Source organism: Flavobacterium hydrophilum (assembly GCF_003202405.1).
GTDB lineage: Bacteria > Bacteroidota > Bacteroidia > Flavobacteriales > Flavobacteriaceae > Flavobacterium > Flavobacterium hydrophilum.
The window spans coordinates 909,133-922,258 of record NZ_QJHL01000001.1; the positions used below are offsets into that span (position 1 = coordinate 909,133).

Here is a 13,126-nt window from a genome sequence, read left to right on the forward strand (position 1 = left end):
TTAAAAACACGAATTTCACAAACGTCACTTTGTAATTAGTGAAATCTGTGAAATTCGTGTTTTAGATTATTTTTTGTCTGATTTATTCAGAAACTGTTATTTCAAATATTTTCTCCCAGTTTTTTCCTGTAACAAAAATAGTTTTGGTTTTTGGGTTATAAGCAATTCCGTTTAAAACATCATCAGTAGTGATTTTACTGCTCATGTTCTTGCGCAGATCAGTCATGTTTAAAATGCCTTCAACAGCTCCAGAAGTTGGATTTACAACCGCTATTGCATCTTTTTGCCATACGTTTACATAAAATTTCCCGTTTATCAATTCTAATTCGTTAATGGCTTTTATTTTTGAAGTTCCCGAATAAACATTGATGTAATCAATCAGTTTTTGAGTAACCGGATCCATTTTCCAGATTTTTTCAGTTCCGTCAGAACGGTAAATATATTTTCCGTCATTAGTCATTCCCCAACCTTCAATTTCTTTGTCATATGTGAATGATTTTTCTAATTTTAAAGTTTTGGCATCATAAATAAAACCTGTCTTTTCCTGCCACGTTAATTGATATAATTTTCCGTCTAGAATCGTAATTCCTTCCCCAAAATATTTTTTATCAAGATCAACCTGTTTAAAAACTTTTCCTGTTTTGTAGTCGTATTTTCTGATGTAAGAAGTGCCTTTTTGTCCGGTACTTTCATATAAAGTATCGTTGTGAAATTCCAAACCTTCATTAAATGAAGCCACGTCATGAGGAAAAGTATTGATAATTTTGTACTTTAATAATTTAGGATTCACATTTGAAACCAGTTCAACTCTTTTTGTAGCATCAGATGAATCACTGCCAAAATAAACAGTTGCTTTTAGGTATTGATATCCTAATTTTTGTTCTTTTAATTCAAATTTGAATTTTTCTGCACCTTTCGTACTTCCGACTTTTTTATCGTTTACAAAGTAGGCAATGCTGTCGATTTCTTTCGATTTTGGATTTAAAACACTGATAGAAATGGCTTCCTGTGGCAAAAAATGGGCAGGAAAAGCGGAATCATCTATAGTAAATAAAGAATTTTCACCTTTATTTTTATCTCCGCAGCCAATTAATGTGATTCCTAATAAAATGGCAGTTAGGAAGTTATGTTTTTTCATAGTTTAAAATTTGAATAGTCCAATATACAACGATATTTTTATAGCAACAAAGCTCTTGCAAAAATATAAAAAGATTGTATATTTGCATCGGCAAGTCCTACACGACCAGCTCCTGCAGACTCCCCCAGGATGGGAACATAGCAAGGGTACGTGGTTGAGCGGTGCGATGTAGGTCGCTTGCCATTTTTTTTATTTTTAGAATTTATACAAAAGTAGTCTTCCTTCGGGAGGATTTTTTTATTTTTGGACCTTTCAGGAGTTAGAAGTTATAGGTGAGAGGTTAGAAGCTTTTAATCCATACATCAATTCTGCTCATTGATAGCCACGTTCAACTTATAACATTTAACATCTAACTTCAAAATGAGTAAAGTCGTTTTAATTACAGGAGGATCCTCAGGGATTGGAAAATCAATTGGAGAATTTTTACATCAAAAAGGTTTCGTTGTTTACGGAACAAGCCGGAATCCTGAAAAAGTTTTAAATTCTGTTTTTCCGCTTGTGGCTTTGGATGTTCGAAATGCAGAATCAATTAAAACTGCTGTTGCTAAAATCATAGAAACTTCAGGAAGGTTAGACGTTGTAATTAACAATGCAGGTGTAGGAATTACGGGGCCTTTGGAAGAAATTCCGATGGAGGAAATCAAGAATAATTTTGAGACCAATTTTTTTGGACCTATTGAAGTGATGAAAGCAGTTTTACCACAAATGCGTGTACAAAAATCAGGTTTGATTATCAATATCACTTCGATAGCAGCTTATATGGGCTTGCCTTATCGAAGCGTTTACTCAGCGTCAAAAGGAGCTTTGGAATTGATTACGGAAGCATTGCGTATGGAAGTAAAGCAATTTGGTATTGAAATTACTAATGTTGCGCCAGGAGATTTCGCTACGAATATTGCTTCAGGACGTTTTCATGCTCCGGTTATTAAAGGATCGGCTTATGAAAAAGTATATGGTGACACGCTTGCGACAATGAATGAGCATGTTGATTCCGGAAGTAATCCAAATGAAATGGCCGAAGCTGTTTATAAAATCATGCAGCAAAAAAGTCCAAAAGTGCATTATAAAGTGGGCATTTTTATGCAGAAATTTTCAATTGTTTTAAAACGTGTGCTTCCAGATAAGGTGTATGAAAAAATGCTGATGAATCATTATAAATTATAAATTATGCAGAAGGTTACAGAATTATTACCTGCTATTTTTGCCATTTTAGTTTTTGTTGTTATTTGGTTTGTAATTCGAAGAATATTAGGTTCCATAAGTGATAAAATCAATAATTCTGAAGTTTATAAAGAAGATACTTTAAGGGTTTTAGAAGAAATTAGAGATGAATTGAAAGAATTGAACAAAAACAATTCTTCTAAGTAATTTTAAATTGTAATTTTGCACCGGTTTTGCGTGAGGGATAGAGGTGATATCCTTTTGTGGAGTGAAACGGAGCAAAAGATAAAGCCGAAAGCCCGACCCTTGGGGCACGCCCAGATTATGAACACAATTAAATAAATATAATTATGAAATTTTTTATTGATACAGCTAATTTAGCTCAGATTAAAGAAGCACAGGCATTAGGTGTTTTGGATGGTGTAACAACAAACCCGTCTTTGATGGCAAAAGAAGGAATTACAGGGAAAAACAATATTTTGAAACATTATGTTGATATCTGTAATCTTGTTGATGGTGATGTAAGTGCTGAAGTAAATGCGCTGGATTTTGAAGGAATGGTGAAAGAAGGTGAGGAATTAGCTGAATTACATGATCAAATAGTAGTAAAATTGCCTATGACAAAAGAAGGGGTGATGGCTGCAAAATATTTTTCTGATAAAGGAATTAAAACAAACGTAACACTTGTGTTTTCTGCAGGTCAGGCTTTATTGGCTGCAAAAGCGGGAGCGACTTATGTTTCGCCTTTTATTGGTCGTTTGGATGATGTTTCTACAGACGGATTGAACCTAATTCAGGAAATTAGAGAAATCTATGATAACTACGGATACGAAACTCAAATTTTGGCAGCTTCTGTTCGCCATACGATGCATATCGTAAACTGTGCTAAAATTGGTGCTGATGTTATGACCGGACCTCTTTCTGCGATTTACGGTTTATTGAAACACCCTTTGACAGATATTGGATTGGCTCAGTTTGTAGCTGATTTTGAAAAAGGTAACAAATAGTTTACTTTAAAAATAAATAGTTAAAAATCGTTATTTTCATTAGAAGATGACGATTTTTTTATTTGATAACTTTTAAACGAATAAAAAAATCCGTTTTACTTTTGTGGAAGTAAAACGGATTTTTTTATGTTTCGAAGAACGGATTTTTAGTGTCCTCCGCCTTCACTTATTACATGGCTAATACCTTGTTTTTTTAGTATTTTAGGGCAGTAAAAGCCGTAAAACGCCAGATAAGCAAAACCAATAAGCGGTACTATATAAGAAAAATGTGTATACGTGATTCCTAATATTCCTTCCGGATGTGTTGCGTCTAAATCACAGATGCTTCCCTGAACCAATGGGATAACTCCTCCTCCAAGAATCATCATAATTAAGAAAGAAGAAGCTTTTCCTGTATTTTTTCCTAATCCTGCGATCGCTAAATCGAAGATTGAAGGCCACATGATAGATAAGAATAATCCGCCTGAGATGAAGAAGAATTTAGCAATTTCTGGGTTTGGCCAAAATAAACCTAATACCATCATTAATAAACCTGAAACTCCGAAAAGCATTAATGTTTTTCCGGCATTTTTTCCTCCAATAAAACTTACTCCAATGAATAATAAAATCCAGATTGGGTAAATGTAGAATGAAGAAACATCGTGTGCCGCAAAAATATTAGCGCCAATAATTACACCAAAAGCAAGTGCCGGCACTATAAATTTAAGAGCTGTGTTTACTAGGTTTGATGTGTTGAAAACGTTTACACCACCATTCCAACGACCAATCATTAAACTTCCCCAGTATAATGCGATAAATGGAGCGATAGCATCTTCTAATACGTTTCCGAATTCTGCTGTGTGAAGCAATGCAGGTAAGTTACTGATAATGGTAACCTCTGTTCCAACATAAATAAAGATTCCTAACATTCCTAAGTATAATTGAGGATAGTCAAGGATATTGAATTTTGAATGCGCCACTTTTACTTCTTCTTCATCTACTTTTGCCGGGTCTTCGATTTTAGAAAAATTCATAAAAACGGCCACGATGATAAAGGCAAGACCTAATATAATAAATGGTAATTTGATATCTTCAAGAGAAAGGTTTGTTTTTTTATTGTCTCCCATTCCAAATAAGGCGATTCCTAATAAGATTGCCCCAATTGTTGTTCCGAAAGAATTTATACCTCCTGCTAATGTTAAACGGTGAGCTCCGGTGTCAGGGCTTCCCATTTTAATTGCTAGGGGATTGGCAACAATTTGTTGGATAGAAAAACCTAATCCTACAGTAAATAAAGCTGTTAAGAAGAAAGGAAAGCTAGCCATTGTAGCTGCTGGAACAAATAAAAATGAACCAGCTGCAGATAGAAGTAAGCCGGCAGAAAGTGTTTTTTTGTATCCGAATTTTTGTAAAACATCTGATTTTAGAGAAACCAAAAAGAAGATAATTGATCCTACAAAATAGGCGGCATAAAATGCCCAGGCTACTAATTGTGACTGAACCTGTGATAAAGTAAATACTTTTTTGAATACGGGAATCAGGATATCATTGGCAGAACCAACAAAACCCCAAAAGAAAAAGACAATTATCAAAGAAATAAATTGTCCCCACTTGGTTTGTACATTTTCTGAATTCATGGGTAATAAAGTTTTTTTTAGTTTTTTTAGTGGTTTTAAAGTGGTAAATATATTTGTTACAACTTTTAAAAAAAAATAAAAAAGCATAAAAAATGCAGAAATTATACAAACAACATAATTTATTCAACAATGTGTTGTTATTTTGGAAATAACGATATCGATTTAGTGATTATTCCAAAATTTTGTTTTTCACATCTTTGCTATAATTTCTTCCTATTGGAATAGTGTAAGATAGAATCTGAATTCTGTTACCTTCAATTGATTTAACTTTGTTAAGCGCAATAACATAGGATTTATGAATACGCATAAATTTATCATTAGGCAATTCTTCGGATTGGGATGTTAGTGATTTATGGGTGATGTAAGTTTTATCGGGAGTAACAATTTTGATGTATTCTTTCATTCCTTCGACAAACAGAATTTCTTCAATATTAATTTTTACCATTTTTTTATCGACTTTGATAAAAATATGCGAATCGCCTTTCGCAGCTTCTGTTTTAATATTGTTCTTTAAATTGTATTCGGTAGTAATTTTGTTAATGCATTTAATGAATCTTGGTAACGGAATTGGTTTTACCAGATAATCTAAAACATCAAGATCGTAGCTTTCGGCGGCAAATTCCCTAAAAGCGGTTGTGATGATGACTTTTGTTTTGTTTTCTATTAGACTAATTAATTCAAAACCGGTCATCATGGGCATGTTAATGTCTAAAAAAACTGCATCAACAGGTGTACTGTTTATAAAATCTAATGCTTCTAAAGAATTATTGAATGTACCAATAACCTCAAAGTCGGTAAAATTGGTAAAGTAATTTTGTAAAACTTTAATCGCTAAAGGTTCATCGTCGATTAATAAGCATTTAATCTTCATTATGAATAGGTATTTGCAAACTTATTATATAGTAATTTAGCTTTGTTTTGTATTCCAGGCTAAAATTATTCTTGTAAATTAATTTTAATCTTTTCTTGGTATTAATTAGTCCGATACCGCCTTTAGGATTATTTTTTTGTGAAATTACAAAATTATTAAGGATTTCAAAATGCAGCATTTTATTGTCAATAATTTTGCAGTTTATTTTAATCTTCAGGTTCTTGTTATTTAGTCCTCCGTGTTTAAAAGCATTTTCGACCAACGAAATAAAAATCAATGGAGGTACTTTGATATCTTCTATATTAGACTCAAGATTAATGGTTACTTCCACGTTCTCAAAACGAAGTTTTTCAATTTCGATATAATTCTGGATATAATCAATTTCTTTTATCAAAGGTACAAGCTTGGTTCCTTTTACATCATATAAGACATATTCCATCAGGTTTGATAATTTAATAATTACATCCGGAACTTTATCAGAAGATTCTAATGATAGTGCATATAAATTATTTAACGTATTAAAGAAAAAGTGAGGCTGAATCTGATTTTCGAGATATTTAAGCTTTATTTTAAATTGATTTTCCCTCAATGCTCTGTTTCTTTCTCTTTCGCGTAGCCAGGTTAAGGTCAGATAAACAGAAGACGCCATTGCCAATACATATAATTCACCAATACATACTGCAAGAATGTGATTGATGTCAAAAGGATGATATTCTCTGTTTGCCTCTGGCCAGATATTTTCAGAAATGATATAATAGGTAAGGGCAGTTTTTAGCAAATAGACTGCAAACAGACTAATTAGTAATGCAATAGTATACTTTATATATTGCTGTTTGAGTACGTAGCGACGAACTAAAATAAAAAGATTAAAATAAACTAAAGGTATATGCAGGGAGAATTCAATCAAATTTGATTTAAATGAATAATCATAATCGTTAAAATAGGCTCCCCATCTTAAAAAATTAAGTGTAAAATAACTCCCCCAAAACCAGATATGATTTCGAAGTTTAATATCAAAGTTTAATTTCTGAATTTCACTCAATTTTAATATAGTATTAAGTATATTGTGGATGTTTAAATTATATGCAACTTTAAACAATTACTTGGTGAAACACAATTTTTTTGAATAAAATTTCATAAAATTCGACAAACGGTATATTATTTTGTTTAGATAACGTTTTCGTAAAACGCATTATTGATTGTTTTATGTCGTTGGTTTAAAATTTGAAGCTGTTGGTATAAATTATTTTTTTTAACAATACCTTAAGAATAAATTTACCCCATAACTAACAAAATAAATAAACATGAAAAAATTTTTATTAATCTTTATGATTGTTTTTACAGCGCAGGTTTCGCTTGCTCAGGTAAAAAATGTCAAGGGTTTGATTACAGATTCTGATGGGATGCCGTTACCAGGGGCAACTGTTTCTGTACAAGGAGGGCAAAAAGGTACTACTACCGATTTTGACGGTTTGTATACTATTGACGTACAAAGCGGACAAACATTAGTTTTTACCTATGTAGGTCTTGAAACACAAAAGATTGTTGTAGGAGATGCAGCTGCAATTAATGTGAAAATGAAACTAGCGGCTTCAAATGCTTTAAATGAAGTTGTTGTAACTGCATTAGGTATTAAAAGACAAAAGAAAGAACTGGGGTATGCAGTTCAGGATCTTAAAGGAGACCAATTAAACAAAGTTATTACTACGAATGTGGCTACTGCGCTTTCAGGAAAAGTTGCGGGCGTTGATGTTTCTATTCCGGCCACGGGAGTTGGAGGGTCAACAAGGGTTATTATTAGAGGTATTTCAAGTATTGGTGAAAGCAATCAGCCACTTTATATTGTAGATGGAGTTCCTATTGATAACTCAGGTTTGAGCAATGACACTGCTGCTACAAGTAAATGGTTTGACGGAAGAGATAACGGAGACGGGATTTCAAGTATCAACCCTAACAACATTGAAAGTTTAACAGTATTAAAAGGAGCTGCAGCAGCTGCATTATACGGATCGCGAGCCTTAAATGGTGTTATTTTGATTACAACTAAAAAAGGAAGCAAAGGCAAATTGCAGGTTGAACTTACAAGTGGTGTAAGTTTTGACAGGGTAGATGCAAAGTATGCTGATTATCAGACTGAATATGGTTCTGGAACAAATGGTACTTTACCGGATCCTACAAAAGGACCTAATGAAATATATAATTATACTACTAGTGCCTGGGGACCTAAGTTCTCTGAAAGTGTTGGGCAGCAAATAAAAATATTTGATGGTTCTATGAAACCTTATGCTAAAGTAGATAATAATATTCAGGATTTTTTCCAAACAGGAGTAACACTTTCTAACGGAATCTCATTATCAGCAGGAAGCGACAATGCTTCTGTTCGTTTCGGATATAACAACCTGACAAATGATGACGTTATTCCGGAATCTGGTTTAGAAAGAAATGATGCAAGTTTAAATGGAACTATAAAATCAGATAAATTTACTTTGGCTGCAAACGTAAATTACATGGTTGAAAATACACAGAACAGACCTGGATTAGGAGATTCACCAAATAATGTTGGTTATTCATTAAGTTCATTAGCTCCAAGTTTTGATCAGGCCTGGTTAAAAAATTATAAAAACGAGGAAACCGGTCAAATTTATCCTTGGAATACTAATGTGTATCAACTGAATCCATATTTTACTACACAGGCAAATCATAACTCATCTGTGAAAAACCGTTTTATAGGAAATGTTACAGGAACTTATCAATTTAAAAATTGGCTAGCATTAACTTTTAGAACTGGTTTAGACAGCTATGCTTTCAGTTCAAAAGATTTTATGGCGGCAGGGAGTACATGGCCTGGAAGAGATCAAGGATATTTAGGATTGGATAATATAAATGTTTCAGAGATGAATACAGATATTATAGCCACTTTCAGTGATATTAAATTAGCTACAGACTTTACTTTTTCAGGAATTTTAGGTACATCAAGAAGAGATTTTAAAAGAGATTTCAATTCTAGTTTTGGAACAAATATTATTGAGCCGGGAATTGAATACATAAGTAATTTTTCTTCTACTACAATTAATGCACCAGTAGTAACCAGAACAAGAACAAATTCAGTGTATGGTTCAGCAAAGTTTGATTATAAAGGGTATTTGTATGCTGAGTTTACAGGAAGAAATGATTGGTTTAGTGTAATATACAGCGGGGATAACAACGCATTTTATCCTGCGGCTTCGTTAGGTTTTGTATTTTCTGATGCTTTTGGTATTCAGAATGATACATTTAGCTATGGAAAATTCAGAGCTTCATGGGCACAGGTTTCAAATGCACCGGGAGCTTATAAAAATGCATTAAATTATACTACTTTTTCATCTTATGACGGACAGAGTGTTGTTAATATTAAAAACTCTGCAGCACCAAATGCTAATTTGACTTATCAGTCTAAAACAGGAGTGGAGTTTGGAGTTGAAACGGCATTCTTTAAAAATAGATTAAAAGCTGATATTACAGTATACCGTGAAGACACTGCTGATCAAACACTTGATTTAGCATCATCTGCAACATCAGGATATGAATTCCTTTCTGTAAATGCAGGACAATTAAGAAACGAAGGTATTGAGGTTTTCTTATCAGGAACTCCAATTAAAACAAATAGTTTCGAATGGGGAATTGATTTGAACTTCTCAAAAAACAAAAACTCAATTATTTCTTTACATCCGGATATTAATACGTATGCTATTTCTGAGGCTCGTTGGGCTGGAGCAGCTATCGTAGCTCAGGTTGGGGGTCAGTACGGAACTATCATCGGAAAAGATTTTCTAAGAACTACTTCAGGAGAGAAGATTGTAGACGCAAATGGTATGCCTTTGTTCACAGATTCTAAAGTAAATTTAGGAAAAGGACTTCCTGACTGGTCTGCCGGTTTAACCAACAGATTTTCTTATAAAGGGATAACACTTCAGTTTTTAATTGATATGAAATTTGGAATGGATGTATATTCTATGACAAATTCATTAGCAGCGCAAAAAGGACTTTTAGATATCACTACAGAGGGTAGAGATGCATACAATGAAGCAAGAGCAGAGGCTGTGGCAAACGATCCTAATTTTAGTCAGTCAACATGGATTCCTACTGCGGGTTATATAGCAGAAGGTGTTGTGAATACCGGAACTGTTGCTAATCCTGTATACGAGCAAAATACTAAGCCTGTAAATCCTCAGGATTATTGGACTACTGTTTTCAATAATACACCGGCACCTTTTATTTATGATGCTTCTTATGTGAAATTAAGAGAGGTAAGTTTAGGTTATACTATACCAAAAAGTGTTTTTAGCGGAGCAAAAATTAGCTCAATTTATGTGTCTGCATTCGCAAGAAATTTATTGACTTTTAATAAAGATTTACCAAACGTTGACCCGGAATCTATGTATACTTCTGGAAATGGACAAGGATTTGAATATGGTTCACTGCCATTCAGACAATCGTATGGTTTTAATATTAAAGTTGCATTCTAAAAAAAAAGAAATTATGAAATTCAAAAAAATAATACTAGCCATAGCCATATTGTTAACCACAGTTGGCTGTACCGAAAATTTTGATGAACTGGAAAAAGATCCGGTTGCATTGTCAGCAAATCCTGCAGGACAGCTTACATTCACTCAATTGTGTATGTCTGGTGACGGTTATTACCAATGGAGAGCAAACCTAATTTATTCAGGCGGATTTGTACAGCATTATTCAGGTGCGTGGAATCAAACAGAATATGGCAACAAATTCAAGAAAAATGATGATTATGCAACAGCAATCTGGAGAAACGGTTATGCAAATGAGCTGAAAAATGTTGTGGATATCATTGATAAAACCAGTGGTAATCCGGCTATGGTAAACATGAATGCTGTAGCAAAAATCATGAAAGTGATGGTGGCACAGCGTTTAACGGATCTTTATGGAGATATTCCTTATTCTCAGGCAGGAAAAGGATTCTCACAAGGAATTGTAACACCTAAATATGACACTCAGGAAGAAGTTTATACTGCTTTTTTTAGTGAATTAGACGAAGCTTATAACCAGTTAAATGCTGGAGGAGGCACTGTTAAAGGAGATTTGTTCTATAAAGGAGATATTTCAAAATGGAAGAAACTGGCTAATACGCTAAGACTACGTTTAGGAATGAGACTTTCTGAAATTAAACCTGCAGAAGCTGAGAAACAAGTGAAAGCCGCATTACAAAATGGTGTTTTCGAAAGTAATCTGGACAACTGTATTATGCGTCATTTAGATGCAACTTTTAGTGATAATCCTGCTGCTATTGATTTTAGAGGAAATGGTTTGGCATATGCCTTTGTTGGTAATGAGCACGGAGATCATTTCAGTACATTAGTAATAGACTTTTTGAAAAACAATGGTGATCCAAGATTAACTATGCTGGCTACTGCCAAAACAACATCTGCTTTGCCTGGGAAAAGTGGGCAACCTGTTCAGCCAGGAGAAGATTTGTATGCAGGAGTTAAACCAGGATCTTTTCAGTATGAAGCTCCGGGAGGTGCTACTGCAACTTCAGGAATCCAGTCTTATTACAAACAAAAAACAACACCTTATCTGCATGTAAGTTATTCAGAAACACAATTATTATTAGCTGAGGCTGCTTACAGAGGATGGGTAACAGGAACATCGGCTGCTGAATATTATAAAAAAGGGGTTGAAGCCGGTATCAAACAATTAGCAATTTATAACGCGCCTCTACCATCTCAGACTGATATTGATGCATATTTAAATGCTAAGCCATTAGTTGCAGGAACAGAAAAACAGCAAATTGGGACACAGCTTTGGATTACATACATATTCAACAGTATAGAAGCTTATTCAAACCAGAGAAGAACTGGATTCCCTCAATTGATTCCAATAACAAACCCTGATTCAGAAACAGGTGGAGTTACGCCAAAACGTTTGTACTATCCAAATGATGAAATGCAGAAAAATGAAGTGAATTATTTAGCTGCATTGGAAAGAATGGGAGGAACAAATGACTGGCTGAATAAAGTTTGGTGGGATGCAAACTAAAAAATAATTCCAAAGTTATGCCTAATAAGGTGTTATTTTCATTCTAATTAAATTAAAAAACAATTTTAAATTAAAAATAATGATAAAAAATAAAGCCTTATTAGGCATCCTTTTTTTTATTGGTTCACTTTTTACATCTTACAGCTGTTCTAAGGACAACGAGACAGAAATTGATAATTCAAAAACTAAAACAGCCAGGGTTGTAGGCTATTTATCTTCGGATAATTTTAGTAAAATCAGCTCCATACAATTTTGTAAGCTGACGCATCTTAATCTGTCATTCGCAAATCCGGATAACACAGGTAATTTAATTTTTGATGGTGATATTGATGCCGTTATTAAACATGTAAAAGGTGTAAATCCCAATATTAAAATATGTGTTTCTATTGCGGGAGGAGTTATTTCGGCAGAACAAGCCGCTAACTGGTCATTGCTTATCGATAAGCCGGAAAATAGGCCAGATTTTATAAAGAAAATTATAAATTTTATTGAAATCCATAAACTGGATGGTGTCGATGTAGATCTTGAATGGGATGCGGTAACTACAGGTTACAGTGGTTTTGTTATTGAATTAAAAAATGCCATAAAAAGTAAAAACAAGCTCATAACTTCAGCTTTACCCATTAATACCCGTTTTGTTAATATAAACAATGAGGCTCTGAATGCTTTTGACTTTATTAATATTATGGCTTATGATGTGACAGGACCGTGGGCACCGGATAAGCCGGGTCAGCACAGCTCTTTTAATGATGCTAAATTAGGAATCGAATTTTGGAATAAAATGCAAAATGTCCCAAAAGAAAAGCTAACACTTGGTGTTCCGTTTTATGGCTATAATTTTACAGATCCCGTTGCTACCAGTGCAACTTACGCACAAATTATTGCCGTAGGCAGTCAATTTGCTGAGCTGGATGAATTGGGTAAAATTTATTATAACGGAAGACCAACTATTGAGCAAAAAGTGCAATTGGCTTCAGAAACGACTGGCGGAATCATGATTTGGGAAATTGCCCAGGATTCATTTGATCAATATTCCTTATTGGATGTCATTCATAAAAAATATACAAAACTGGGGTTTGTCACTTCTGATTTATGTGGTAACTAAAAGTATTGTAAAACAGGTGAATTTTTAAGGGGTAGAAGTTCCTTTTATTGTACAAAAACGTGTTATTGACTGAATAGTGCTGTTCGTTTAAAAGTTTAAGCAGTTTGTATAAATAATTTTTTTGAGGAGTCCTTTAAAAATAAATTTGCAGAAAAGAATATAAGTTGGGATTAGTAA

The 13,126-nt window shown here is 33.7% G+C and carries 10 protein-coding genes and 1 other RNA gene; 7 read left to right on the forward strand and 4 right to left on the reverse strand.

Features of this window, described 5'->3' with window-relative positions; all coding sequences use genetic code 11:
- Positions 1–82: 82 nt before the first annotated feature.
- Positions 83–1,138: a glutaminyl-peptide cyclotransferase gene (locus DMB68_RS03665; protein ID WP_110345303.1), complete on the reverse strand. Its 1,056-nt coding sequence runs from the start codon at positions 1,136–1,138 to the stop codon at positions 83–85.
- Positions 1,139–1,226: 88 nt separating this feature from the next.
- Here DMB68_RS03665 and ffs point away from each other — a divergent pair.
- The 4 genes from ffs (at position 1,227) to fsa (ending at position 3,306) form a co-directional block, all read left to right on the forward strand.
- An RNA gene (gene ffs / locus DMB68_RS03670) (signal recognition particle sRNA small type) lies at positions 1,227–1,324 on the forward strand.
- Positions 1,325–1,498: 174 nt separating this feature from the next.
- Complete coding sequence (locus DMB68_RS03675) at positions 1,499–2,302, forward strand: SDR family oxidoreductase (protein ID WP_110345304.1); 804 nt, start codon at positions 1,499–1,501, stop codon at positions 2,300–2,302.
- A 3-nt stretch (positions 2,303–2,305) separates the two neighbouring features.
- Positions 2,306–2,506: a hypothetical protein gene (locus DMB68_RS03680; protein ID WP_110345305.1), complete on the forward strand. Its 201-nt coding sequence runs from the start codon at positions 2,306–2,308 to the stop codon at positions 2,504–2,506.
- A 143-nt stretch (positions 2,507–2,649) separates the two neighbouring features.
- Complete coding sequence (gene fsa, locus DMB68_RS03685) at positions 2,650–3,306, forward strand: fructose-6-phosphate aldolase (RefSeq protein ID WP_110345306.1); 657 nt, start codon at positions 2,650–2,652, stop codon at positions 3,304–3,306.
- Positions 3,307–3,452: 146 nt separating this feature from the next.
- Here fsa and DMB68_RS03690 read toward each other — a convergent pair whose 3' ends face one another.
- The 3 genes from DMB68_RS03690 to DMB68_RS03700 form a co-directional block, all read right to left on the reverse strand.
- Positions 3,453–4,922 (reverse strand): MFS transporter, encoded by a 1,470-nt coding sequence (locus DMB68_RS03690; protein ID WP_110346335.1) that lies wholly within the window; start codon positions 4,920–4,922, stop codon positions 3,453–3,455.
- Positions 4,923–5,091: 169 nt separating this feature from the next.
- Positions 5,092–5,793: a LytR/AlgR family response regulator transcription factor gene (locus DMB68_RS03695; protein WP_110345307.1), complete on the reverse strand. Its 702-nt coding sequence runs from the start codon at positions 5,791–5,793 to the stop codon at positions 5,092–5,094.
- Positions 5,783–6,835: a sensor histidine kinase gene (locus DMB68_RS03700; RefSeq protein ID WP_110345308.1), complete on the reverse strand. Its 1,053-nt coding sequence runs from the start codon at positions 6,833–6,835 to the stop codon at positions 5,783–5,785. The genes DMB68_RS03695 and DMB68_RS03700 overlap by 11 nt, the downstream gene beginning before the upstream one ends.
- Before the next feature lie 262 nt (positions 6,836–7,097).
- On the opposite strand from DMB68_RS03700, the gene DMB68_RS03705 reads away from it, so the two are divergent.
- From DMB68_RS03705 to DMB68_RS03715, 3 genes are all read left to right on the forward strand, one after another.
- Entirely contained in the window at positions 7,098–10,298 is a 3,201-nt protein-coding gene (locus DMB68_RS03705; RefSeq protein WP_110345309.1) for a SusC/RagA family TonB-linked outer membrane protein, read from the forward strand.
- Positions 10,299–10,311: 13 nt separating this feature from the next.
- On the forward strand, positions 10,312–11,844 hold the full coding sequence (locus DMB68_RS03710) for a SusD/RagB family nutrient-binding outer membrane lipoprotein (RefSeq protein ID WP_165830088.1): 1,533 nt from the start codon (positions 10,312–10,314) through the stop codon (positions 11,842–11,844).
- Between the two features lie 79 nt (positions 11,845–11,923).
- Positions 11,924–12,949 carry a glycosyl hydrolase family 18 protein gene (locus DMB68_RS03715; protein WP_110345311.1) on the forward strand — a complete coding sequence of 342 codons (1,026 nt, stop codon included), beginning with the start codon at positions 11,924–11,926 and terminating at the stop codon, positions 12,947–12,949.
- Positions 12,950–13,126: the final 177 nt, after the last annotated feature.